Raw genomic sequence first — 24,935 nt, forward strand, 5'->3', positions numbered from 1 at the left:
ATAACCATTGAGCCAATAAATGACCCTATCTGAATCCCCCTATTCAATCCTGATTGTTGAAGATGAGCCTAAACTTGCCCAATTGCTTATTGATTATCTTCAATCATCAGGTTATCAAACTTATTGGTTAGCAGATGGTGCTGAAGTTTGCCATTGTGTAAAACAGCAACATTACGATTTAATACTATTAGATCTGATGTTGCCCGTTAAAGATGGCATCACTGTCTGTAAAGAGTTACGTCAGTTTTCCGATATTCCCATCATTATGGTCACAGCGAAAACAGAGGAAGTAGATAGATTACTCGGGCTTGAGATTGGTGCTGATGACTATATTTGCAAACCCTATAGCCCAAGAGAAGTGGTCGCCAGAGTCAAAACTTTATTACGCCGTTTTTATCGACCACAAGATATTGTTCAAAACGATAAATTAGTTGTCATTGATGAGCAGGCTTATCAAATCCAATACAACAATAAAATTCTTGATTTAACGACTGCTGAATTTCGTTTACTTAAAGCGTTAGCCACTCAACCCGGAAAAATATTGACGCGTGACCAACTTATGGATCACCTTTATGATGACTACCGTATTGTGACGGACAGAACCATTGATAGTCACATTAAAAACTTACGACGTAAACTAGAGCAACTTAACGATCAAATTGAATTTATTCGTTCAATTTATGGTCAAGGCTATCGTTGGGAAACCCAAGCTTACCGTTTTCGATGATATTTTTTCAGGAATACATTGAACCTCGCTACACTTAAGCGCTAGAATCCCCTCCTTTATGATATACCCCTACCCAATGTGTGGGGGACTGACTTGAAATCAGAACCAGGAAATTAACCATGTTTACACCCGAATTGCTCTCTCCTGCTGGCTCATTAAAAAATATGCGCTATGCCTTTGCTTATGGCGCAGACGCCGTTTATGCAGGTCAGCCACGTTATAGCTTACGTGTGCGTAATAATGAGTTTAACCACGAAAACCTAGCCAAAGGTATTCAAGAAGCCCATGAATTAGGTAAACGCTTCTATGTTGTGGTTAATATCGCACCTCATAATGCTAAATTAAAAACCTTTATCCGTGACTTAAAACCTGTCATTGATATGGGCCCTGATGCGCTGATTATGTCTGATCCGGGTTTGATCATGATGGTACGTGAGGCCTTCCCTGAAATGGATATCCACCTTTCAGTACAAGCCAATGCCGTAAACTGGGCAACCGTAAAATTCTGGCGCCAAATGGGATTAACTCGCGTGATCCTTTCACGTGAACTTTCTATTGATGAAATTGCTGAAATTCGTAAGCAAGTTCCTGATATGGAATTAGAAGTTTTTGTTCACGGTGCATTATGTATGGCTTACTCAGGCCGTTGCCTGCTATCTGGTTATATCAATAAGCGTGACCCAAACCAAGGTACATGTACTAACGCTTGCCGTTGGGAATATAAAGTCGAAGAAGGCAAAGAAGACGATGTGGGCAATATCGTTGAAAAATACACGCCAATCCCAGTTAAAAACATTGAGCCTACTTTAGGCGTTGGCGCGCCAACAGATAAAGTCTACTTAATTGAAGAAGCAAAACGCCCTGGTGAATATATGACTGCGTTCGAAGATGAACACGGTACTTATATCATGAACTCTAAAGACTTACGTGCGATTGAACACGTTGAGCAATTAACACAAATGGGTGTGCACTCTCTGAAAATTGAAGGTCGTACTAAATCCTTCTATTACTGTGCCCGTACAGCGCAAATGTATCGTCGTGCAATTGATGATGCTGTTGCAGGCAAACCCTTTGATCCAACGTTGCTAACGACATTAGAAGGCTTAGCACACCGCGGTTATACCGAAGGTTTCTTACGTCGTCATACCCATGATGCGTACCAAACTTATGAATATGGTTACTCTGTCTCTGACACCCAACAATTTGTCGGTGAATTCACTGGTAAACGCGTAAACGGTTTAGCGGAAGTTGATGTTAAAAATAAATTTGTTTTAGGTGATAGCCTAGAATTAATGACACCAACTGGAAATATTCAGTTCACGTTAGAATCACTGTTTAACAAAAAACAGCAACCAACTGATGTTGCTCCGGGTAATGGTCACATGGTTTATTTGTCTGTTCCTGAAGATGTTGATTTAGATTTCGCACTGCTGATCCGCAATCTACAAGGTACAACAACACGTCAACCGCATAAAATTGATGCGGTAGAAGTGAAGTAAAGCGTCATAATCTGATTTAAAGTGGTCAATTTCAAATACAGATCACATCAATAATGATTTGTTTGCCGTATCATCAGTTCCGAAAAATAAAGAACTAGAATGAATACAGTAAGACTAGGAACCACCTCCTTGGCAAATCCAATCTCCCTTGGATTTGCCTTTTCTTTTTTCACTTCCCGTTATCAATTATCTTTTCGTAAAACACATTCCTTTTTCGTTATCCTTTGTAAAAAAAATAGTAATTTTCTCGATATCCATTACCTTTAAAAGAGTGATTCAATTAAAGGAACTCATCAATGAGTAAAATTAGTTTACTAATCATTAATGGAAAAAGCGCGAACAACGGTGCATTGAGAAAAGCAGTCTACCAATTACGTAACGAAGGTTTTAACCTCCAAGTAAGAGTAACTTGGGAATCCAGTGATATACGTCGTTTTGTACAAGAAGCGATAGATATACAGGCAGAAACGGTGATTGCAGCAGGAGGCGATGGAACAATTAATAGCGTTGTATCTGAACTAATTCATCTCTCCCCCTCATCGTTACCAACACTTGGCATTATTCCATTAGGTACAGCAAATGATTTTGCCACCAGCGCACAAATCCCTCGTGATATGGAGAATGCCCTTAACTTAGCCGTTAAAGGACGAGCAGTGCCCATTGATGTTATCAATGTAAATAAGACCCATTATTTTATTAATATGGCTTCTGGTGGTTTTGGTACCAAAATTACCACTGAAACGCCAGAAGCCTTAAAATCGGCATTAGGAGGGGCAGCTTATTTTATTAATGGTCTTTTAAGTATTGATTCTTTGAAAGCAGATTACTGTACTATTGAAGCAGAAAACTTTCACTGGAAAGGTGAATCCCTCATTCTCGGTATTGGTAATGGTCGCCAAGCCGGTGGCGGGCAACAACTCTGCCCTGATGCATTAATTAATGACAATAAGCTTAATATCACTATTGTTGAAGCGCACGAATTACTCCCTTCTCTTTTCAATAGCCTGTTTGATCGGAAAAAAAATGACAAGATAATCGAACGTGAAAGTCGCTGGGTAAACATTAGTGCTTCTCATGAAATGATATTTAATTTAGATGGAGAACCCCTTTTAGGAAATAAATTTGAATTTATTGTGTTACCTGAAGCGATCCACTGCCGGTTACCGCCTCAATGTGACTTGTTATCTTAATGTAGATAAATGACAATCACTCTCATCTCATCATGAACTGGAGTATGTAATGACTGATATAGTAAGTTTGTTAGGTGCTGATGCGAAATCATTATTGGAACATCGTTGCCAAACCATCCCGAGCGAAAATCTCTACCTGCCAGGTTCTGACTTTGTTGATCGCGTTATGATTGATAACAATCGCCCTAATAGCGTGTTACGTTCAATGCAAACCCTGTTTAATCACGGGCGTTTAGCGGGAACGGGTTATCTGTCCATTCTACCTGTTGACCAAGGGGTTGAACATTCTGCTGCAGCCTCTTTTGCCGCAAACCCACTCTATTTTGATCCGAAAAATATTGTTGAGTTAGCTATTGAAGCGGGTTGTAACTGTGTTGCCTCTACTTATGGTGTTCTTGCTTCTGTTTCTCGTCGCTATGCACACAAAATCCCTTTTCTTGTGAAATTAAACCACAATGAAACCCTAAGCTACCCAGCGCAATATGACCAAACACTGTACGCCAGTGTAGAACAAGCCTTTGAAATGGGTGCTGTTGCAGTGGGTGCAACCATCTACTTTGGTTCACAAGAAAGCCGTCGCCAAATAGAAGAAATTTCAATGGCCTTTGAGCGTGCACATGAATTGGGGATGGTCACTGTATTATGGGCTTATTTACGCAACCCAGCCTTTAAAAAAGATGGCGTAGATTACCATGCAAGTGCAGATTTAACCGGTCAAGCAAACCATTTAGCCGCAACAATTGGTGCTGATATTGTTAAACAAAAAATGGCTGAAAATAACGGTGGCTTTAAAGCAATTGGTTTTGGTCATACTGATGAGCGTGTTTACACCAAACTCACTACTGAAAACCCAATTGATTTAGTTCGTTACCAATTAGCAAACTGCTATATGGGACGTGCGGGATTAATTAACTCTGGTGGTGCTTCAGGTAATAATGATCTTGAAGATGCTGTTCGTACCGCCGTTATTAATAAACGAGCGGGTGGTATGGGCTTGATCTTAGGGCGTAAAGCGTTCAAAAAATCAATGAAAGATGGCGTGGCTCTAATTAATGCCGTACAAGATGTTTATCTAAATAAATCTGTCACTATTGCTTAATTATCTGATTTTACGATCAGTTAAAGCCCCTTTTATAGGGGCTTTTTAGTATTACCACCAGCGATGAAAATGGTGTACAGGACCGAAACCTTGTCCAACCTCTAAACTATCTGCATGTTCTAACGCTTGTTGTAGATAGGCTTTTGCTTGCTCAACACAAATCTGCCAATTAACAACTTGGGGACGAATAGCGGCTAAAGCGGCTGAAAGTGTGCATCCTGTACCATGAGTATTTTTCGTATTCACACGTTTTGAGGTAAATCGCCACTCGCCATCTTGAGTAAATAACCAATCGGGACTTTCATCTTCAGTTAAATGTCCTCCTTTCATTAACACGGCTTTGCATCCTTGCTTTAGTAATGCATAACCTTGTTGCTTCATTGTTATTTCATCTTGAGCAACTTCACAACCTAGCAAGGCAGCTGCTTCAGGTAAATTAGGTGTGATCAAATCAACCAACGGTAAAAGCTGACTGACCATTTTATTAACCGCATCAGGCTGTAATAGAGGATCACCACTTTTTGCAATCATAACCGTGTCAAGAACAACAAAAGGAATAGCATATTGCTGAATTTTGTCGCAAACCACATCAATAATTGAAGCATTAGAGAGCATACCTATTTTGGCGCTATCAATTCGAACATCAGACAAGACAGCATCTAATTGAGCTGCAACAAAATCAGGGGATAAATCATAGACACTACGGACACCACAGGTATTTTGAGCAACAAGTGCTGTCATTACTGTTGTACCATAAACACCCAGTGCGGAAAATGTTTTCAGATCAGCCTGAATACCTGCACCACCACTAGGATCGGTGCCTGCGATAGACAATGCATTGAATCTCACTGATTAACTCCTCCTTTCACCAGTTACAGAAAAGTCGGGCTCTGTTAATCAGCAGAGTTACCTTGACTTCCCTACGCTGGCATTATCCAGATCAGGTTATACGGGTTCATCTCAGCCATAAGGCGCCCCGAGCCAAAGCCTGTAAATTCAGGCGATAAGAAGTATCGCATGCTCAAGATAAAGATGCTAGCTTGATAACAGACCTCTATTGACTAACTTTCTATTTTTGAGATTTGTTATTCAGTAAGATAAATCAGTGAAGGTTGTATATAATAAATACTAAGCCGATGGCTTATATTGCGCGAAACATCAATTTAAGGAATATATTTTAGCTATCTTTAAATAAGAAGAATAAAATAAATTATTTTGCTCGTTTTAACGACAATAGATATATTATCTGCTAAATGAGGTATTTATAATGCATTTCTGGACAATCACACAATGCGGAGGGGCTAAATGAAAAATGAACCATCGCAACAGAATAATGGACAATCAATGCCTTATCTTATTCCTGATGCAGACTTTAATGTAAAATTGAAAATTCACTCTAGAAATATTGATCATACAAAAGAATTCCTTGAAAAAGGTGTTGAAGACTTTGTATTACCAGAATATAGCATCCCCAATGGGTATCGTTTTGTTAAGTCTTTAAAACGAAATCAATATCGTTTAATTTCAACTACCAATGCACCTGAAACAGTTTATCTTGTAGAGCTTATTTTTCGCAAAGATATTATATTTAGCAAAACAACATGTACTCAAGTTAAAGTGTGGCGAACTGTTTCTGAAGAACATGATATTGCGACAAGATATCTCCCTAGATACTTCTTCAGCTATTTACTTAAAACATACAGTATTGTTGTTTCTGATGAAGAACAAACAGGTGCAGGTAAGCGTTTTTGGGAAACAATGATTGATTGGGCTTTTACTGTTCACCTTAATGTTTATATTTCAGATGGAACAGAAGAAAACCGCCCTCTAACCGTTGTGAAAGATACGGATGATCTTTATGAAAACTGGGATGCTTTCTGCTGGGGGAAAGATCGAGATACTCATACTCATCGGCTCCTTGTAATTAGCAAAGAAAAATTATCTCAATAATAAGTAATCTATTTCCTGAAAACGTGTGAATAAACATTATTCACACGTTTTTAATTTAGGATAATCTGCACAAAAAACCGACACTTCACTAAATAAAACCCACGTAACTTAAACAATTTATAAACCAACACAGAACTTTTCTTTTTTTTATTTAACTCTTCTTATTTGTTACTTTATTATTCAGCTGGAAATTAATCTCTTTTTCTAAGCTAATGTTGTTAATATTAATTTTATTTCAATATGTTAATTGAGTCATAAGAATAAATATTTAGTGTTTTTTTCTGTTGAAAGTAACCAAACCTAAATTAAATCTTACAAGGCTTATTTATCAGCTATTTATTTAAAATCTAATAAAATTTAATTTTCATTAGAAACAATATTTTATCATAAAAAAATAACATTATTTAATATCAGACAAAATTACGTTCATAAGTACAATAAGCCTATTGTTTTATTCTTAACCGATTCTACCCCCTTAAGATTTTATTTAAGAAGTAAAGTTTCAGATACCTCTTATCTTAAATACTTGTCGATTAAATAACACTATTAGTAATGTTTATTTGTCATCACCAGAATCACTGTTTATGCCGTACTCGGAGTTATATTATGTCATCGTCCTATTTTCACCCTAGCGTATTAGCTACAACGCTGTTTTCACTTGCGTTAACAACTTCCGCTTTCGCTTCTGAAAATAATACAGATACCAATCAGACTATTATGACAGAAAACCAACAAGTCACCAGCAACCCTCCTCAATCTAATAATGAAGAGAACTACTGGGAAAAATTCAAACGTAATGTTAATCAAACTTGGGATAATGACCAATATAATTACTATTTACCTGTATGGACTTGGCATAACCGATTTACTTACGATAAAGAAAAAACTGATCGCTATAACGAAACACCTTGGGGCTTTGGCATGGGTAAATATCGTTATGACAATGATGGTGATTGGCACTCCCTTTATGCGATGGCATTTATGGACTCAAATAACCGCGTACAACCTATTATAGGCTATGGTTTTGAGAAAATGTGGTATCCCGGTGATAAAGACGGTTTCCGTATGGGCGCAGGATTTACACTGAGTATTACAGCACGCCATGAATATAACTATATTCCTATGCCACTTCCTTTGCCGTTAGTGTCTGTCGGTTATGGGCACCTTTCACTACAAGCGACCTATGTACCTGGTACTTATAACAATGGTAACGTGTTATTTGCTTGGTTACGTTGGCAGTGATCTATAAAAATACCAAAAGATATACTTAATAATATTTTGATAATATCCTGAGTATATCTTTATGTTAATACTGGTAGTTATAGCGCCATGCGTGAGTCAACGCGGTACTAAATTCTAATTGACTCACTCTTTCTAATGCTGTTGTGAGTAGTTCTTCCCACTCACTCTCAGAAAACTCATCAAATAAGCTATACATCATATCTATTTCATTTTGTTCACTTTCAATACTTCTTCTACGACTATTAAACAAAACCGAGTCATCATTTAAATTAAAGACGCGAATAGATTCTTCTGCTTTAACTAAATCTTTATCTTTTAGGTTATCTTTAGGTCGAACTTTGCCTGTTGTTAAAAATAGAAAAAAATCATTTGGATTATCTTCATCTGGCTTGATTAAGCTTTCAACATCATAGCTGCCAGCGCCATTATCTTTATATATTCCACACCTATTCCAACCACCTTTTTGGCTTGAGTCACCGCAAGAACCGAAAAGATTACTCCATACAAAAGTAAGATTTGTATGCAAGTCACGTGTTCTAAAATGTTCAATATGCTTTCGCTTTAAAGAACATTCACAATAAGCACAAAAGCCTTTTTGCATTACATCAAGTGATGCCCAGATGGTCTCTTTATTCACTTCATTCCAATTATCTCGGCCTCCAACAAAGTTTTCAAGACATTCAAGTGTCGTTTCATTCCGTCGTAAAAACTTCATCCTTAATTCCCCTTGCCAAGGTTTTTATTTAATACTCTTTGTTTCATTTTTCTAATACGAATTAAACTATCGCATTTTTTTAATTCAACACTATTTTCACCAAAATGATCCTTGATTTTCTCATATAAATCTTTGGCAAATTTATTATCCTCAAAACCATTTTTCTCAATTAACTCATCAAATTCACTGACCCAATGAGATTGGGGTATTTGAGGTGGCGTAGCAAATACGCCCATAATTTGTTCAAGAATATCGGAATTAATAACACCTTGAGTTTGAAACCCAGGCTTAATTAACGTTTTATTTCCCGAAAACATTCGAATACATCGTTTATCAACAGTAGAGAGAACGACTGGGCTATGAGTCGTAATAATAAATTGTATGTTAGGAAATGTGCTTCTTAGATTTTGTATAACACTTTGCTGCCATTTAGGATGTAAATGCAGTTCGATTTCATCGATAAGAATAATGCCTTGACCCTCTAGCGGATTTGCTAGCAAAGGATTTAGCATTACCATTCGTCTTGCGATATCAGCAACCAATACAAGAAAAATACGTTGTCCATCAGAAAGTTGTTCGATGGTAACATCTTCATTATCATTGGTAATCTTTATTAAATCACTCCCAGAAAGAGTTTCAACCCAGAGATTACTGATACTAGGTACGGTATTGCAAATGGCTTTCACCACCATTTCTTTTTGCGTAATATTTAACTTTTTGATTTCATCCCGTGATTGTAATAATAGGTATTGAAGCTGCTCTTCTGCTTTTTCTAAAAGAGGTCGAAGTGAACTAAGCCCACTTTCAATTGAAAGGCGTAAATCCGTAACATGTTGGGTCAGCTCATCAATCGATGACGCTGAATGGTCAGCTGTCTTTTTATGTAATGTAATAAACCATTCTATAAAATGATCAATACGCCCACCACCCGCTAAAGCATGATTATAAGCATCAAATCGCGCTTCTCTTTGTCCTGAACTATCCTTTGGTAATCGACCTAGCGGCTGAGAGCGTTCAACGGAGAAAAATTGAAAGTTAGGCAAATTTACTGTTTTTTTATCATTAATTACACGCCAAATATCAGCAACTGCTTTTATCGCTTTGACTTCTCCCTCACGTCTTTCTGCCTTCCCCAAAGCTGAGCGAGAAAGTCGTGCAGAAATATTTTTCAAGCCCTGACCAAAATAGAATTGAGTAATAACATCAGTATATTTCTTATTCGAATCATTCTTAATATCTGTTATTTCACTAAAACGCTGACCAGGACTATCCTCTTTTAAAATATTTGCACTAAACCAACTTAATGTTTTAGCGATGGCTAGTAATATACTACTTTTACCTTGGCCATTATTACCAATAATCACTGTTAAATCCGATTCAAATTGAATATCTAAATATGAAAAACAGCGAAAATCATCAAGTGTTATAGATCGAAGATAAAATTTATTTTTAGGTGTAAATCCTACTGATTTATTTTCATTACTGTCCTGTAAGTAATGCCAACAATCATTAAACCATCGTTCTGCTTGTTCTCTTTTTTCATCAGAAGGACTTTGAACACATTCTAAATAAAGGGCAAAAGATGCAAGCAAATTTCCGCTTTTTGCATTTCTCTTTCTATCTCTCATCTTAAAGTGTTTTCCCTGTTAGTTTCTTAATCAACTCTGATGTATATTTTTTTTCTAATCTAACAATAAATTCAGGCTCAATATGCAATGAAAAAGCCAATAATCCACACAAATAGTTTTTATCTTCATCATCAAGTACATTATATTTGTATTGATTAATCATATGCTTTATAAATCTTTTCTTTTCTCTACCTAATGAAAGTTGTCCTTCATTATTAAGCGTGATACCCGTTACATGTCGATTATGAGCTTTCGATGAATACACGGTTTTAGCATGGTTAATTTTTAGTATACCATTGAATAACTCTTGAAGTAGGGAATGAATAATTGAAGGAAATTTGGGCAATAAATTTTTAATATTTGTTGAAAATGTCAGATCATCTGCATACCGAGTATATATTACACCATATTCTTCACATATTTGGCTCAACCTTCTATCAAATTCATATAAACAAAAATTTGAAATAACAGGTGATGAAGGTGCTCCAACACTGAGCATTAATGTATTTTTACTACGTTTAATAGGTTGCCAGAACAATATTTTTTCAACATAACTTTTCTCTACATCAGTAAACTGGGGGATAGATGAAGTACAAGAAGTTAAGCTGTGCCAGAAAAATGCGGGAGTGATTGAATTAAAGAAATTCTCAAAATCCATTTTTAATAAATATGATTGATTCACATGAGCAAGCGCATTGTCACGGATACTTTTTCCTTTTCTATAAGCAAGAGCGGCCTTATGAGTGGGTAAAGGATAAAATTCTATAAAATAACGCTGATATTCTTTAAGTTTTTTTGATGGTTGAGCGATAATTCTAAATCCCGTAGTACGCTTGGGAATGCGATAAACCTTATATTTACGGGGTCCATTTTGCAAAAATTTTTTTATATCTGACTCATCTTGTTGTAACGAATCAGCTAATTGTTTAATCATCTGCATAATTTCACCTGTAAGAAAACGGGAGTACGGATGTACTCCCGAATTTTACTCTTTACTAGAAGAAGCGAAAGTATCGCAACCTGAAGGAGCTCGCGAGATCAGGTTGCGATACTTTCGCAACCCTAAATGTGAGCAATAAATTAGTGTCTGGCTAATCACCCGACAAGACATAATATGTCCTACGCTAAAGAGTTTATTAAGCTTATCGCACTATATAAATTTCCACAACACACCAACTTACCATCAACTCAGTTTTTAAATATCTTGACTGGCTTGAGCATTATCCGGTGTTTTCTTCATACGGGAAATCTTAAAACCAACCCATAAGAATGCGATCCAGAATGGCATTAAAATTACCGAAATATTCACTTGTGGCATAAATAAGATAATCACTAAAATCATGCATAAGAAAGCAAGACAAATGTAGTTACCATAAGGATACCAAAGTGCTTTAAAGAAAGGCTCTATACCCTCTTTCGTTTTTGCTGCTCTAAATTTTAAATTCGCTAAACAGATCATAATCCAATTAAGTACTAATGTGGTTACAACCAATGCCATTAATAATTCTAACGCTTGATCAGGTAATAAGTAATTAACTAAAATACCTAATGAGGTCGCAATAGCTGACAATAGTAACGACACTACTGGTACACCACGTTTATTAATGCGAGAAAGTGCATGTGGGGCATTTCCTTGTTTTGCCAAGCCATAAAGCATACGACTATTAGAGTAAACACCACTGTTATAAACTGACAGTGCAGCCGTTAATACCACAGCATTTAAAATATTTGCGATTAAGAAATTATCCAAGTTATGGAAAATCAGGACGAATGGGCTTTCACCTTTCACAACTTGCGTCCAAGGATAGAGTGAAAGTAACACTAACAACGAACCGATATAGAAAATTAAAATACGATAAACAACTTGGTTAGTTGCTTTTGGGATGCTGACTTTTGGATTTTCAGCTTCAGCCGCAGTGATCCCCACCAGCTCAAGTCCCCCAAAAGAGAACATCACAATGGCTAATGCAGACATAAAGCCCGTAAAACCATGAGGGAAAAAACCTAGCTCCCATAAATTGCTAACTGAAGCTTGGGGACCACCATTACCACTTACCAGTAAATAGCTCCCAAATAAAATCATACCAACGATCGCCAACACTTTAATAATGGCAAACCAGAATTCTGTTTCACCATACATTTTAACGTTAATCAAATTGATTAAGTTAATTGCCACGAAGAAGATAGCAACGGAAACCCAAACAGGGATATCTGGTAACCAGTAGTTAATATATTTACCTGCAGCGGTTAATTCTGCCATACCGACAAGAATAAACATCACCCAATAGTTCCAGCCAGATAAAAAGCCAGCAAATGGGCTCCAATATTTATTAGCAAAGTGACTAAACGAGCCCGCAACTGGCTCTTCGGCAACCATTTCGCCTAATTGGCGCATGATCATAAACGCAATAAAACCACCAATAGCATATCCTAATATTACTGATGGGCCTGTCATATTAATAGTTTGCGCTATACCAAGAAACAGACCAGCGCCGACAGCACCACCCAGCGCAATTAGCTGGATATGTCGATTTTTCAGACCGCGCTTAAGTTCTGTCTGTTGCGACTCTCTCGCCATACATCCTCTTCTCTTTATTATTTTATCAACTTAACATGTAAACTAATATTTACGATTTTATTCATTTCGAGCCACCATTAAAACACTATTCTGACTTGAATAACAAATACATTTTATGCTAGGCGAAAAATAATAAGAAAAGCTATCTTTTAGTTAGTGATGTTTTGAGGGAAATAATGAGGTAAAGCGACAAAGGCCTTGTTGGAAATCCTCTCCTCGATCGCAAAAATTATCTAAAGCCACCAGATAGAGGCCAAAGGTAATGACCAATGCAATAATTAAGCTAATAATTATTTTCTTTGCGTTCAATTTAAAATCCTTTAAATACATTTTGTTAGTATGACTTATCACATTATAAGTATTCGCTTAAATACGATAACAAGAAAAGGAGTTGTTGTTATAAAATTCGCAATCAATTATCTCTATAAGTAAATTTAGCATAACTTTCATTATGAAAGGTAAATGCTTCCTCGACAGACTTCAGATAATGTGCATTATTTCGCTCTAAACTGTATGTAAAATGACCTTATATTATTAAGTACACATTTTGCCAACGATTAGAGATAGCTATCCATTAATATGGATTTCTCTGTCTGCCATTTTTTGTATAAGATTAGGGAGTTAATTTTGATTTTTACCTTAACTTCATTGATAGAATGGAACTGTAATGCCACAAGATAATCATCTCGCATTAGTGTGCGCGCTAAGTAAATGGATTGAGGAGCATTTAGGCCGTGTTATCCATCTTGAAGAGTTGGCGGCTTATTCTGGATATTCTCTTTGGCACATGCAGAAAATCTTTAAAGAAGTCACAGGCACCTCTTTAGGAAAATATATCCGTCAGCGTAGATTAGCTGGTGCTATTCATTTATTACGTACCAGTGAACGTTCTATCTTCGATATCGCTCTTGATTTCGGCTTTGGTTCGCAATCTCACTTTACTTATATGTTCCGTAAAGAGTATGGCATCACGCCTTTCGACTTTCGGCAGAATCAAGAGATCGTTTTAGAAACCAAACAGCCATTACATTTACAATCACCTTGTTGTGATTAACCCTTCTATTTATGTGACATTATACAGATAGCCTTTAATGTCACATAAATAATACTCAAGCTATGTGATGATAGACCGCTTCGTCCTTCCTTTATCATGATTGCTTTTATTTAACATGGGGATGCTAATGAGTATTAAGCTTATCGCTATTGATTTAGATGGAACCTTGCTTAACAAACAACACGAAATTACGCCAGAAGTAAAACAAGCCGTTCAGAGAGCAAAAGAAGCGGGAGTTAAGATTGTATTGGCTTCAGGGCGTGCCTTTAATGGCATCTATCCCTATTTAAAAACACTCGGTCTTGATACATCTAACTGTTACTGTATCAGCAATAATGGTAGCCAAATCCATCAAGCAGATAATGGTGAAGTTATTATTCAAGATCTGCTCAATTTTGAAGATTACCTCTATTTTGAAAACCTCGCTCGCGAGATTGGTGTCCATTTTCACGTTATCAGCGATAATAAGATTTATACCACTAATCGTCATATTAGCCATTTCACCTGCCAAGAAGCCTTTCTATCTTGGACTCCACTTTATTATCGTCCACTGAATGAAATGCAAACTGATATGTATTTTAGTAAGTTTATGATTGTTGATGCACCAGCCGTTTTGGATAATGCGATTCAATATCTTCCTGCTAATATTTATGAACAATACAGCATATTACGCAGTGCACCTTATTTTATTGAAGTGCTGAATACCCATGTCAATAAAGGAAGTGCTGTTCAAAAAGTCGCTGAACATTTAAAGATTACACCAGAAAAAATCATGTGTATTGGTGATCAAGGTAATGATTTGGCAATGCTAAAATATGCAGGCTTAGGTGTTGCAATGGGAAATGCCCCCGAAGAAGTGAAAAAAGTCGCCAAATTCGTCACACTTTCTAATGAAGAGCACGGTGTTGCAGTCGCTATCAATAAATTTATTTAAACACGATTTTTTTTGTGTTTTATCGCGAATGTCTACAAAATTATATAGCTATTGTGATCCTTAGCAGAGGATCACACTGCTTTTCGACCAAAAACATAGCCTTTTATTATTCTATAATTGCTGTTAAATGAGCGTTAAATCTGCCTTTCTTCTTACATATCCTTCAGAATTTGTTACTATCAATTCACTTTTCGTTATTCAAATTGCATTTTCACAACATATTAAGCTGTTAATTAGGCTAGATGTAGAATAACAAATATAAATCATTTATATATTTTCTTCACAGACAGGTAGTTTAAGTTATGCTTTCTACAAAAGATATGCTCGTTCTTGGAATGATGGTTTTTGCACTCTTTCTTGGTGCTGGCAATATTATTTTCCCCCCTATGGCGGGTTTTCAATCGGGAAACCTCTGGTTTAGTACATCTTTAGGTTTCCTAGTTACTGGTGTCTTACTCCCATTTCTAACCTTAGTTATCGTTGCAATTCGTGGACGTGGTGAGCGCCTTTCTATTGATTTACCTTCATGGGTTGCCGTCATTTTCTGGGTAGCACTGTATCTTATCGTAGGTTCTACTTTTGCGATGCCTCGTGTTACTAATACAGCTTATGAAATGGGTTTCTTACCTTTAGGGCTCGTTGAAAAAAATACGGCAACACACCTCACTTTCGCTCTTGTGTTTAACATCACCAGTATGTTCTTCATGTTAAAACAAGGCACGATGATAAGCGCCATTGGTAAATTTATGACACCCGCGCTTTTAATTCTACTTGTTGTTGTTGGTATTGCTGTTGTGGCTAAACCGATTTCCCCAATTGGTGAACCGACAGGTCTTTATGCGGTAAATGGCTTCTTCTCTGGCTTTATTGATGGCTACCAAACCATGGATGTCCTTTCAGCCATGGCATTTGGCGGTATCGTGGCTCGTGCTTTATATACCAAAGGCATTACTGAACCACGCCAGATCGGTTTTATTACCGTAAAAGCGGGTATGATTTCAGTCTTACTGTTAGCCGCACTTTATCTGTGCCTTTTCTACTTAGGTGCAACAAGCTACTCTGTGTCTGTTTTTGCTGATCCTGCACTCAATGCGACTAACGGTGGTCAAATTTTCTCACGATATGTCGATGCGCTATTTGGTTCTGTCGGTACTTGGTTAATGGGCGGGATTGTTTTATTAGCGAGTATGACAACACTTGTTGGTGTAACAAGTGCTGCTGCTGACTACTTTGCGACATTCCATCACCGTTTAGGCTATCGCTTTTGGGTTGTGGTATTTACATTAATGACCACAATCGTATCAACGTTTGGCCTTGATACATTATTAAGAGTAACTATTCCTGCATTATTAATGATTTATCCAACTGCAGTTACATTAGTATTACTGCAATTTATTCGTAATAAATTAAAAGCGCCTCGCTTCACCTATCGCTTTACAATTGCCATCATTGTTTTAATGAGTCTTTTCGATACATTGAAGCAACTGAAATGGTTGAATGCTGATTTGCTGCAATTATTTAGTTATATCCCGCTGTCTGATTATGGCTTAGGTTGGGTATTACCCGGTATTATTGCATTCGTTATTTCATTAATCATCAGTCTCAACTTTAAAGAAACTGAACCTGAAATTACCACTCCTAACACCATAAAATAAATAACTTGCCCCAAGGCGGATATCCACTTTGGGGCAAATTATTAAATAATTGAATGTTCTGTGACCTAAATAACTGGCTGTATCCATTTCGTACGATATTTATCAATTAATGCCATTAAAATAGCTTCTGATTGTGCATCCGGAATACCTTTAATATCACTTGCTCTAAAATGCATCTGAAATGCGCTTACCACTTTCTGTGTCTCGGGATCTAATACTCCACTCGTAGGAGTTTGATAGCCATATTTCGCCAAAAGTGTTTGGAAGTTAGCAATATCAACAGGCTCAGAGATTTCTCTTCCTGCTAAATAAAAAGCAACTGTTTCTTCATCAGGCCAAGCTCCTATTCCCTGTTTTGCTAACTCAGCCCATGGAAAAAGAGGTCCGGGATCGACCTTTCTTTGAGGAGCTATATCACTATGCCCTAAAACATTTTGAGGCTCAATGCTATAGCGTTGAATAATATCTTTCATCATTAATGTGATCGTCAAAACTTGCTCAGGAGTATAAGAAAACCAATACCTTAATATTCCCTCATCTTTATAACCCAAATTTGTAATTTCAATACCAATAGAGCCGTCGTTAAGACCTGCACTATTTCCCCATTGGCTTAGTCCCGCATGCCATGCTCTTTTATTTTCATTGACCAAAGATAAAACAATAGGTTTATTATTGATAAATTTAGGCTTTGTTGGTATTAGGTAATGACTACTTACTGTTCCGCCTGTAAGGGTTTTTAATGAAACAGCATCATTTGCTGCCGTATAATGCATAATTAAATATTTGACACGATTATCTTGTCCTGGATTATTAGCAATAATCTCAGCAACATAATTTCCTCGATCGATTAATTTGGGCTGTGTTGAACAACCTAAAAGTAAAAATACACCCAATAATAAACTTATATTGTATCGGCTAAAAATCATTATTCATCCTGAATTAAGTTGATATCATTAGCTAAATAGTAATCAAAAAACCCATATTAGAAAATATGGGTCTTGAGTTTTGTTCTTTTTTTATTATTGCTAGCTTTAATTATTACTCACTTTTTCACATCGAATTAAAGGTTCATCTGAAACAATATTCTTATCCCAAATTCCTTCTTCAATATCATCTTGTAACTCTGGATATTGTCGAATATCAAACGTAGGCAATAAACCTGCTTGTCGTTGCTGGTTATAATCTTTAACTAATTTTAAGGCGACACCAGAAAGTAAAATGATTGCGATTAAATTAGTCATTGCCATTAATCCCATTGAGAGATCGGCCATTTTCCAAACAAGAGGCATATCCGCTAAAGCGCCAAACATCACCATGGCTAACGCTGCTGAACGTAACAGAAATAGCCCTGTTGTGTGATTACGTCCAAGGAAAATCATATTACTCTCAGCATAAGCATAATTAGCAATAATGGAGGTAAAAGCGAAGAAGAAAATTGCAATCGCGATAAAGGTACTCCCCCAACCCCCTACACTAGATGACAAAGCCAATTGCGTTAATTGAATACCGTTAATACCTTCTGGATAACTATCTAATACCCCCGATGATAAAATGATCACCGCAGTGGCACTACAAATAACCAAGGTATCCATAAAAACACCTAACATTTGAATATAACCTTGGGATGCAGGATGTGGTGGATAAGGTGTTGCTGAAGCCGCAGCATTAGGTGCTGATCCCATACCTGCTTCATTAGAAAAGAGGCCACGCTGAATACCTTGTGTCATCGCTTGACTAATACCATAAGCAATTGCACCTGCAGCCGCTTCTTGTAATCCAAACGCACTTTTAAAAATTAAAATAAAAACTTCGGGTAAGCGCTCAATATGATCTGCAACAACCCAAAATGCTAATAATAAATAAGCTGTTGCCATAATAGGAACAACTAACTCAGCAACACGAGCAACCCAACGCAGGCCACCAAAAATAATAAATCCGCTCGTTAATACTAAAAAGAGCCCCACATAAAATGGATCAAAATTAAAAGCAGAAGCTGTAGCTTGAGCAATCGAATTCGCTTGGACAGCATTAAAAACCAAGCCAAAAGCGATAATCAAGAAAATGGCGAAAAGAACCCCCATCCAGCGCATTTTCAGTCCTTTCGTCATATAATAAGCAGGACCACCTCGGTAATTACCATCATCATCTTTGGTTTTATAAAGTTGTGCTAATGTACTTTCTATTAATGATGTTGCCATACCAATTAAAGCAACTACCCACATCCAAAAAATAGCGCCAGGCCCCCCCGCTGTTAAAGCAATCGCAACTCCTGTCAAGTTACCAGTACCTACACGCGCAGCTAAACTGGTGCATAATGCCTGGAAGGAAGAGATCCCTGATTTATCTGACTTATGGCTATTTTTCAAAATAGAGAACATATGACTAAAATGTCGGATTTGTATAAATCCGGTACGGATAGTAAAGTAAATACCTACTCCGAGAAGTAAGTAGATAAGAACATATCCCCATAAAATGTTATTCGCAAAGTTTATTAGCCCTGTCAAATTAATCCCCTTATATAATAACGTATATAACCTATCCTTACATCGCTATTGAAATAAAAAAGTAAGCAGATACCGTGTAATTGAGTCAATTACTGATCCGAATCTGTCTTAAAGTAATATCAAAAATTACTGTGTTAAAAGCGAACTAAATGTAACACAATATTGTGTCATATGTATATTTTTTGTTTATTTTTTTACATGTCATTATTTTAATTTAATTATCTCATTAACGAAAACAAACAATATTGAAAAATAAAAAAACAATATATATCATTAAGATAAACAATCATTTCTTTATTTTATTAACTCAAAAAGTAAATTGGGCACATTAGTCATCAAGTTAATCAGTCATTTTAGAAAAAGAATAAATAGATTAAAAAAACATCAGTTAATAATCTTTTCTATTTATATAAAGTAAGATTTAAATGAACTATTAAAGTCATTAGTTAATGATGTTTTTTAATATTCGATTTAACATTTAAGAATTAAAGATTTTCATAACTATTAACAATAAATATTTTATATTGCCATATCAATAAAACACTTTAATATTAATAAGATATTAAGGTAAGATAAAAAATGAACTTTACATTCTTATTTTATCATACTTCTCTAATGTATTAATTCTAAAATGGTTTGTTATCTTTCATTTTTAAGAATACTGCTGATTTGTTTCTCTTCCCTTTTTTATTCACTTACTATTCATTATATAGCTCTATTTTTTGAAAATTAATTAAAGATTTAATAATACTTTATTTCATATTAATAAAAAAATGTAGAATCACGTAAATTTACCTATTAACCATTTAGTTAATTTTATTTATACTATGTTTTTCCCTGGTGTTGTATTAATTTTAGCCCTGTTTCCCCAACAGGGCATTTTTTTATCTCAATATTTCAGTGTATTATCATAACTCATTGTCAAATAATACAAAATTAAAACATATGAAATATCTAATTGATAAATTAACATTATTTAATTTATTTATTTTCAATGCAAAATTCCCATCCATTTTCATTGATCTAAATCAAATTAAATATTCATATTATTTACTCTTTTCATAGATAAACTGCTTTTTCTCTATTTAAAAATCCATTTGATCAGGGGTGAACGTGCGTATTTTATCATTAGCCTTATTTGAATTACTATAAAGTGGTATAACAATTAATGAGGAATAAAATTTTGTTGTTATATTTAATTGTCTTGATTAAAAATCACCCCAAATAAAACACGTCATTTTTACTACACATTAATGACTAATATCTTTATTTACTTGCATTAATAAGCACGCTATTTTACCTTACTTATATTGTTATAGAGGGAAAGATAATGAGTTATAACCTTTCAGAATTAACACAAGAAGAAAAAGATAAGCTAAATGTAAGCTTAGCCGCTTCAGGCGTCGCTTTTAAAGAACGCTATAACATGCCCGTTGTAGCAGATGCCGTTTTAAGAGAACAACCTCAAGCTTTTCAAGCCTTCTTTCAAGAGAGGCTGGTATTTTATCGTGCAAGAAGCCAACACTATTCTCGTTTACCTTATGAACCATCGGTAAAAAAATAGTCAAATACTTCTCGTTATTTTGATAATGGTAAAAAAAGAGATAAACCAAGGTTTATCTCTTTTTTCAATAGATTAATAACAACTCACTATCACCTATTCATTATTTAGGGGAAACATAAGTAATAGTATTATCATCACAATTGACTTGAACATTGTAACGAAGATCTGTTCTCGCCCCTCTTACATTCAATACCATCTGATAGTTATTATTCATCTTGATAATTTCATTAGCATTAATACTTGCAACGGGTTTTGGCCCTAATGCCTTTTTATCATCTTGCCAACGAGGTAAGCGATTTTGTAAATAATCATTTTTTACTCTTGTAACAAGTTGATTATTATCTAAATTAACGCAACTCGAAAAAGGAGCAGAACGTACAATATCTTTATTAACATTTTCGATACTTTCTGCAGATGCTCCAAAAGAAATAGCAAGCAAAAAACCTGCTCCAAGTATCCCTGTTTGACCAATAAACTTGCTTAATTTCATATAACCCCCCGAAAATATCCCTTAAAACAGGATGTGTATTCATTAAGCATAGCACATGGTTAATCACACAATTGTGACATTTGTTAAAAAATTGTTTTATTCATTCTCTTCATCAAATACGATAGAAACTGATTCACGGGTTGTATGCTTCTCTCTTAATTCTTGAGCAACCAACTGAATTGCTTCTCCGCTACTCATACCCTCAGCCATTAGAGATTGAATTTTTTCCACTGCTTTTTGCTGCTCTTCATGTGTTAATGTAGGCATTCCTAGAAACATAATGTTACTCTTATCTTTATTAACGTCATTAACGTCTATTTTGTATTTACATGAATGTAATCTTTTTGATTACAATTTATTGTACGAATGATACAACATACTTTGTTTACATGGTCATAAGATGGATATGCAATTACAACAACGCGAATTAACTTATACCCCTGATCTGGCACTGCGGGTATTTTCTCCTATTGCGTCATTGCCTTGGTCTAGTTTACTTCATTCTGGTTTTGCCGAACATCCTCATAATCGTTTTGATATTGTTGTCTCCGATCCTGCTGTGACTTTAGAAACTCGCAAACAAACGACAACGATTAAAGAAAAAAACGGCACGGTAAAACGTTCTAAAAAAGATCCCTTCACTCTCATTCAATCTGCGTTAGAACAATTCGATTTTCACCCAGAACATAATGAGTCATTGCCTTTTTTGGGAGGTGCTTTAGGTATCTGGAGTTATGATTTAGGTCGTCATCTTGAGAACTTACCTGAAATCGCGAAAAATGAACTTAATTTTGCAGATATGGCAATTGGTATTTATGATTGGGCTCTTATTGTCGATCACCACTTAAAAAAAGCCACTTTAATTAGTTATCACAATATTGATGAGCGCTTACAGTGGTTAGAAAGCCAAACTTCCACATCTTTTGATTCGCAATTCACCTTAACAACAGATTGGCAATCAAACATCAGTAATGATGAATATAACGAAAAAATTGCTAAAATTCATCAATACTTACTTTCGGGTGACTGCTATCAAGTTAATTTAGCTCAACGTTTTTGTGCAAACTATACTGGTAGTGAATGGAATGCATTCTTAACATTAAATCGAGCTAATAAAGCACCATTCTCTTCTTTTATGTGCTTACCCAACAATTTTGTAATTAGTGTTTCACCTGAGCGTTTTATTCATTTAGTTGATAATAAAATAGAAACTCGCCCAATAAAGGGAACTCTACCTCGTAAGGCATTACCAGAAGAAGATAATGAACAAGCACAATTATTAGCAAACTCGCGAAAAGATCGCGCAGAAAACTTAATGATTGTAGACTTAATGCGTAATGATATTGGCAAAGTTGCAGTAACAGGTTCAGTAAAAGTACCAGAGTTATTTGTTGTTGAGCGTTTCCCAGCAGTACATCATTTAGTCAGTACAATTACAGCACAACTACCTTCTCATTTAACAGCAACTGATTTATTAAGAGCAGCTTTTCCTGGTGGTTCTATCACTGGAGCCCCAAAAATCAGAGCAATGGAGATCATTGAAGAACTTGAACCTCATCGTCGCCATGGATACTGTGGTGCAATTGGCTATATCAGTTTTTGTGGCACAATGGACACCAATATCAGCATTCGGACTTTATTAACTGAAAAAAATAAAATTTACTGCTGGGCTGGTGGTGGTATTGTTGCTGATAGCGTTGCTGAAAAAGAGTACCAAGAAACATTCGATAAACTTGGGCAAATATTAACGGTTTTAAGAGAGTCTGCTATTGATGACACCCATTGATACTTTTATCAATCGTTTTCAACTTACATTACCTGATGATAAGGTAAATCAGTCTCTTCATACCCAAAAATCGGCAGCCGTTTTGCTGCCGATTATCAATAAACCTAATCCAACATTATTATTAACAGAGCGTGCATCAACATTACGCTCTCATGCAGGACAAGTTGCCTTACCTGGCGGTAAACGCGATCCTGAAGATAGCAACCTTATTGCAACTGCACTAAGAGAAGCGCATGAAGAAGTGGCTATTCCACCCAATGCCGTATCCGTTATTGGTCAATTAGCCCCTTTGCAAAGTTCTAGCGGATATTTAGTCACTCCTATTGTGGGTGTTATTCCTGCAGGTTTACCTTTACGTAATAATCCAGCTGAAGTCGCCTCTATCTTTGAAATGCCACTAAGCCATGTACTTAATGCTCAACATTATCAACAATTAAATTTCCATCGTGCTGGTGAAAATCATCGCATCTACTTTTATCCCTATAATGGACATCTTGTTTGGGGATTAACCGCCGCTATTTTACATAGACTCGCTCTACATATCACTTAACTCGCTATTTTATATTCAGCTTGTGCTTTTTATCAACGCCTTCACAACTCTACTTAGCTATTTTAAAAAAATGTTGTAAACTACATCATTAACGGGACGATATAACTGTAAAAACGATCCCTTTACTATAAATAACTATATTTTATTCTTTTTAACCCTCTCTCTTATTATTAAGGAGTCTGACGTGATTAGCGTTTTCGACATGTTTAAAGTGGGCATCGGACCATCTAGCTCTCACACCGTAGGGCCAATGAAAGCGGGTAAAGAATTTGTCGATGATTTAGTCAGCCAGGAATTGATTGCGTCTGTCACTCGCGTAGCTGTTGATGTTTACGGCTCCTTGTCTTTGACAGGCAAAGGTCACCATACTGATATCGCAATTATTATGGGGTTAGCAGGTAATTCACCCGCTACTGTCGATATTGACAGCATTCCCGGTTTTATTCGTGAAGTTGAAGAAACAGGCAAGCTATCATTAGCAAATGGCTTAAAAGTAGTTGATTTTCCAGCAGAAAGTATGCATTTCAGCAATGACAATCTGTCATTACATGAAAATGGTATGACAATCCATGCTTTTGTTGACGACAAAGAAGTCTATAGAAAAACGTACTACTCTATTGGTGGTGGTTTTATCGTTGATGAAGAAAACTTTGGTAAATCAACATTAAATAGCAAGCCAGTCTCATATCCTTATGCTAGCGCAGAAGAGTTATTAAGGCACTGTAAAGAAACGGGTTTATCCATTTCCAGCTTAATGATGAAAAATGAGCTGGATCTACATACTCAAGCAGAAATTAATGCTTATTTCGCTGATGTTTATAAAACCATGCAAGAATGTATTGAGCACGGTTTAAATACAGAAGGCGTATTACCGGGGCCATTACGTGTACCTCGTCGTGCAGCTGCATTAAATCGCTTATTAACATCGAGCAACAGCCTGTCAAACGATCCAATGAAAGTGGTTGATCTGATTAATATGTTTGCACTGGCAGTTAATGAAGAAAACGCAGCAGGTGGACGCGTTGTAACAGCACCAACAAATGGCGCATGTGGCATCGTTCCTGCTGTATTAGCTTACTACGATCGTTGCATCGAACCTGTTACACAAGAAACCTACCTACGTTATTTCTTGGCATCAGGCGCAATTGGTATTCTTTACAAAATGAATGCTTCAATTTCAGGCGCTGAAGTCGGTTGCCAAGGCGAAGTTGGTGTAGCTTGTTCAATGGCGGCTGCGGGTCTTGCTGAATTATTAGGTGGAAGCCCTGAGCAAGTCTGTATTGCTGCTGAAATCGGTATGGAACATAACCTTGGTTTAACTTGTGACCCAGTTGCAGGCCAAGTTCAAGTTCCTTGTATTGAACGTAATGCTATTGCTTCAGTTAAAGCCGTTAATGCCGCACGTATGGCAATTCGTCGTACCAGTGAACCTCGTGTTTCTCTCGATAAAGTCATTGAAACCATGTATGAAACAGGTAAAGACATGAATGCTAAATACCGCGAAACATCTCGCGGTGGTCTTGCAATCAAAGTGCAGTGTGACTAATAACACTATTTACACGAAAAACCATTCATTTTGAATGGTTTTTTTATTTTAGTGACTTTATTTTTAATCATCGTCTCCCCCTTAAATAACTAAAAATAATAATCATAAAGTACACATTTAAAATTAAGTAATATATCTTTTTATAATTTAAATATTTCTTATTTTTCCATATTAAATGTAAGTATTAAATATACACATTAAATATAGGCTCATTTAATATTCAT

23 protein-coding genes and 1 riboswitch are annotated in these 24,935 nt (G+C 36.1%); of the genes, 13 read left to right on the plus strand and 10 right to left on the minus strand.

The genetic code is table 11. The annotated features are described in order from the left end of the window. Positions 1-19: 19 nt before the first annotated feature. The 4 genes from baeR to fbaB all read left to right on the plus strand — a co-directional run bounded on the left by baeR (position 20) and on the right by fbaB (position 4,515). Positions 20-727, plus strand: coding sequence for an envelope stress response regulator BaeR (baeR, locus tag H1225_RS08390; protein WP_006533073.1), 708 nt, complete (start codon positions 20-22; stop codon positions 725-727). Between the two features lie 119 nt (positions 728-846). Next, on the plus strand, positions 847-2,226 hold the full coding sequence (gene trhP, locus H1225_RS08395; protein ID WP_161671021.1) for a prephenate-dependent tRNA uridine(34) hydroxylase TrhP: 1,380 nt from the start codon (positions 847-849) through the stop codon (positions 2,224-2,226). A 296-nt stretch (positions 2,227-2,522) separates the two neighbouring features. Further along, complete coding sequence (gene yegS, locus H1225_RS08400) at positions 2,523-3,416, plus strand: lipid kinase YegS (protein WP_072064215.1); 894 nt, start codon at positions 2,523-2,525, stop codon at positions 3,414-3,416. Between the two features lie 49 nt (positions 3,417-3,465). Next, on the plus strand, positions 3,466-4,515 hold the full coding sequence (gene fbaB / locus H1225_RS08405) for a class I fructose-bisphosphate aldolase (RefSeq protein ID WP_006533078.1): 1,050 nt from the start codon (positions 3,466-3,468) through the stop codon (positions 4,513-4,515). 51 nt (positions 4,516-4,566) lie between these two features. On the opposite strand, the gene thiD is transcribed toward fbaB, so the two are convergent. Then, the gene (gene thiD, locus H1225_RS08410) at positions 4,567-5,364 is read right to left on the minus strand and encodes a bifunctional hydroxymethylpyrimidine kinase/phosphomethylpyrimidine kinase (protein WP_115065451.1); all 798 of its coding nucleotides are present in this window, start codon (positions 5,362-5,364) and stop codon (positions 4,567-4,569) included. A gap of 51 nt (positions 5,365-5,415) precedes the next feature. Next, positions 5,416-5,504: riboswitch (TPP riboswitch) on the minus strand. A gap of 316 nt (positions 5,505-5,820) precedes the next feature. Here thiD and H1225_RS08415 point away from each other — a divergent pair. After that, the gene (locus H1225_RS08415; protein ID WP_006533081.1) at positions 5,821-6,465 is read left to right on the plus strand and encodes a hypothetical protein; all 645 of its coding nucleotides are present in this window, start codon (positions 5,821-5,823) and stop codon (positions 6,463-6,465) included. A 606-nt stretch (positions 6,466-7,071) separates the two neighbouring features. Continuing rightward, positions 7,072-7,707: a lipid IV(A) palmitoyltransferase PagP gene (pagP, locus tag H1225_RS08420; protein WP_006533082.1), complete on the plus strand. Its 636-nt coding sequence runs from the start codon at positions 7,072-7,074 to the stop codon at positions 7,705-7,707. Positions 7,708-7,771: 64 nt separating this feature from the next. Here pagP and ptuB read toward each other — a convergent pair whose 3' ends face one another. From ptuB to mgrB, 5 genes are all read right to left on the minus strand, one after another. Further along, a complete protein-coding gene (gene ptuB / locus H1225_RS08425; protein ID WP_072064217.1) occupies positions 7,772-8,422 on the minus strand; it encodes a retron Ec78 anti-phage system effector HNH endonuclease PtuB in 651 nt (216 codons plus the stop codon). 2 nt (positions 8,423-8,424) lie between these two features. Next, positions 8,425-10,050 carry a retron Ec78 anti-phage system effector ATPase PtuA gene (ptuA, locus tag H1225_RS08430; protein WP_161748121.1) on the minus strand — a complete coding sequence of 542 codons (1,626 nt, stop codon included), beginning with the start codon at positions 10,048-10,050 and terminating at the stop codon, positions 8,425-8,427. A gap of 1 nt (position 10,051) precedes the next feature. After that, complete coding sequence (locus H1225_RS08435) at positions 10,052-10,990, minus strand: retron St85 family RNA-directed DNA polymerase (protein WP_072064219.1); 939 nt, start codon at positions 10,988-10,990, stop codon at positions 10,052-10,054. Positions 10,991-11,245: 255 nt separating this feature from the next. Further along, entirely contained in the window at positions 11,246-12,628 is a 1,383-nt protein-coding gene (locus H1225_RS08440) for an amino acid permease (protein WP_006533083.1), read from the minus strand. Between the two features lie 153 nt (positions 12,629-12,781). Further along, on the minus strand, positions 12,782-12,958 hold the full coding sequence (gene mgrB, locus H1225_RS08445; protein ID WP_237585292.1) for a PhoP/PhoQ regulatory lipoprotein MgrB: 177 nt from the start codon (positions 12,956-12,958) through the stop codon (positions 12,782-12,784). Between the two features lie 337 nt (positions 12,959-13,295). Here mgrB and H1225_RS08450 point away from each other — a divergent pair, with 337 nt between their 5' ends. The 3 genes from H1225_RS08450 (at position 13,296) to brnQ (ending at position 16,271) form a co-directional block, all read left to right on the plus strand. Further along, positions 13,296-13,682 (plus strand): helix-turn-helix domain-containing protein, encoded by a 387-nt coding sequence (locus H1225_RS08450; protein ID WP_006533085.1) that lies wholly within the window; start codon positions 13,296-13,298, stop codon positions 13,680-13,682. A gap of 127 nt (positions 13,683-13,809) precedes the next feature. Further along, complete coding sequence (yidA, locus tag H1225_RS08455; RefSeq protein ID WP_072064220.1) at positions 13,810-14,616, plus strand: sugar-phosphatase; 807 nt, start codon at positions 13,810-13,812, stop codon at positions 14,614-14,616. A 302-nt stretch (positions 14,617-14,918) separates the two neighbouring features. Further along, positions 14,919-16,271: a branched-chain amino acid transport system II carrier protein gene (gene brnQ / locus H1225_RS08460; RefSeq protein WP_161730121.1), complete on the plus strand. Its 1,353-nt coding sequence runs from the start codon at positions 14,919-14,921 to the stop codon at positions 16,269-16,271. A gap of 65 nt (positions 16,272-16,336) precedes the next feature. Here brnQ and H1225_RS08465 read toward each other — a convergent pair whose 3' ends face one another. Next, complete coding sequence (locus H1225_RS08465) at positions 16,337-17,197, minus strand: peptidoglycan recognition protein family protein (RefSeq protein WP_161727832.1); 861 nt, start codon at positions 17,195-17,197, stop codon at positions 16,337-16,339. A gap of 105 nt (positions 17,198-17,302) precedes the next feature. Further along, positions 17,303-18,775 (minus strand): alanine/glycine:cation symporter family protein, encoded by a 1,473-nt coding sequence (locus tag H1225_RS08470; protein ID WP_109847310.1) that lies wholly within the window; start codon positions 18,773-18,775, stop codon positions 17,303-17,305. Between the two features lie 1,330 nt (positions 18,776-20,105). On the opposite strand from H1225_RS08470, the gene H1225_RS08475 reads away from it, so the two are divergent. Next, entirely contained in the window at positions 20,106-20,339 is a 234-nt protein-coding gene (locus H1225_RS08475; RefSeq protein WP_006533094.1) for a DNA polymerase III subunit theta, read from the plus strand. 100 nt (positions 20,340-20,439) lie between these two features. Here the strand turns inward: H1225_RS08475 and yebF are convergent, their stop codons facing one another. After that, positions 20,440-20,829: a protein YebF gene (gene yebF, locus H1225_RS08480; RefSeq protein WP_072064224.1), complete on the minus strand. Its 390-nt coding sequence runs from the start codon at positions 20,827-20,829 to the stop codon at positions 20,440-20,442. Positions 20,830-20,925: 96 nt separating this feature from the next. Then, positions 20,926-21,108 (minus strand): YoaH family protein, encoded by a 183-nt coding sequence (locus H1225_RS08485; RefSeq protein WP_109847309.1) that lies wholly within the window; start codon positions 21,106-21,108, stop codon positions 20,926-20,928. A 121-nt stretch (positions 21,109-21,229) separates the two neighbouring features. Here H1225_RS08485 and pabB point away from each other — a divergent pair, with 121 nt between their 5' ends. From pabB to H1225_RS08500, 3 genes are all read left to right on the plus strand, one after another. Then, complete coding sequence (gene pabB, locus H1225_RS08490) at positions 21,230-22,615, plus strand: aminodeoxychorismate synthase component 1 (RefSeq protein ID WP_161669672.1); 1,386 nt, start codon at positions 21,230-21,232, stop codon at positions 22,613-22,615. After that, complete coding sequence (locus H1225_RS08495; RefSeq protein ID WP_006533100.1) at positions 22,602-23,165, plus strand: CoA pyrophosphatase; 564 nt, start codon at positions 22,602-22,604, stop codon at positions 23,163-23,165. The genes pabB and H1225_RS08495 overlap by 14 nt, the downstream gene beginning before the upstream one ends. Before the next feature lie 184 nt (positions 23,166-23,349). After that, positions 23,350-24,711 carry an L-serine ammonia-lyase gene (locus H1225_RS08500; protein ID WP_161724461.1) on the plus strand — a complete coding sequence of 454 codons (1,362 nt, stop codon included), beginning with the start codon at positions 23,350-23,352 and terminating at the stop codon, positions 24,709-24,711. The last annotated feature ends 224 nt before the right edge of the window (positions 24,712-24,935 follow it).

Source organism: Proteus penneri (assembly GCF_022369495.1).
Taxonomy (GTDB): domain Bacteria; phylum Pseudomonadota; class Gammaproteobacteria; order Enterobacterales; family Enterobacteriaceae; genus Proteus; species Proteus penneri.

Coding starts and splice junctions, on each gene's coding strand:
- H1225_RS08465 (WP_161727832.1), bottom strand. CDS start 17,197: ATGATTTTTAGCCGATACAATATAAGTTTATTATTGGGTGTATTTTTA.
- fbaB (WP_006533078.1), top strand. CDS start 3,466: ATGACTGATATAGTAAGTTTGTTAGGTGCTGATGCGAAATCATTATTG.
- H1225_RS08495 (WP_006533100.1), top strand. CDS start 22,602: ATGACACCCATTGATACTTTTATCAATCGTTTTCAACTTACATTACCT.
- brnQ (WP_161730121.1), top strand. CDS start 14,919: ATGCTTTCTACAAAAGATATGCTCGTTCTTGGAATGATGGTTTTTGCA.
- H1225_RS08475 (WP_006533094.1), top strand. CDS start 20,106: ATGAGTTATAACCTTTCAGAATTAACACAAGAAGAAAAAGATAAGCTA.
- pagP (WP_006533082.1), top strand. CDS start 7,072: ATGTCATCGTCCTATTTTCACCCTAGCGTATTAGCTACAACGCTGTTT.
- H1225_RS08435 (WP_072064219.1), bottom strand. CDS start 10,990: ATGCAGATGATTAAACAATTAGCTGATTCGTTACAACAAGATGAGTCA.
- H1225_RS08415 (WP_006533081.1), top strand. CDS start 5,821: ATGAAAAATGAACCATCGCAACAGAATAATGGACAATCAATGCCTTAT.
- ptuB (WP_072064217.1), bottom strand. CDS start 8,422: ATGAAGTTTTTACGACGGAATGAAACGACACTTGAATGTCTTGAAAAC.
- H1225_RS08485 (WP_109847309.1), bottom strand. CDS start 21,108: ATGTTTCTAGGAATGCCTACATTAACACATGAAGAGCAGCAAAAAGCA.
- H1225_RS08450 (WP_006533085.1), top strand. CDS start 13,296: ATGCCACAAGATAATCATCTCGCATTAGTGTGCGCGCTAAGTAAATGG.
- pabB (WP_161669672.1), top strand. CDS start 21,230: ATGGATATGCAATTACAACAACGCGAATTAACTTATACCCCTGATCTG.
- H1225_RS08440 (WP_006533083.1), bottom strand. CDS start 12,628: ATGGCGAGAGAGTCGCAACAGACAGAACTTAAGCGCGGTCTGAAAAAT.
- yegS (WP_072064215.1), top strand. CDS start 2,523: ATGAGTAAAATTAGTTTACTAATCATTAATGGAAAAAGCGCGAACAAC.
- yebF (WP_072064224.1), bottom strand. CDS start 20,829: ATGAAATTAAGCAAGTTTATTGGTCAAACAGGGATACTTGGAGCAGGT.
- baeR (WP_006533073.1), top strand. CDS start 20: ATGACCCTATCTGAATCCCCCTATTCAATCCTGATTGTTGAAGATGAG.
- trhP (WP_161671021.1), top strand. CDS start 847: ATGTTTACACCCGAATTGCTCTCTCCTGCTGGCTCATTAAAAAATATG.
- yidA (WP_072064220.1), top strand. CDS start 13,810: ATGAGTATTAAGCTTATCGCTATTGATTTAGATGGAACCTTGCTTAAC.
- ptuA (WP_161748121.1), bottom strand. CDS start 10,050: ATGAGAGATAGAAAGAGAAATGCAAAAAGCGGAAATTTGCTTGCATCT.
- mgrB (WP_237585292.1), bottom strand. CDS start 12,958: ATGTATTTAAAGGATTTTAAATTGAACGCAAAGAAAATAATTATTAGC.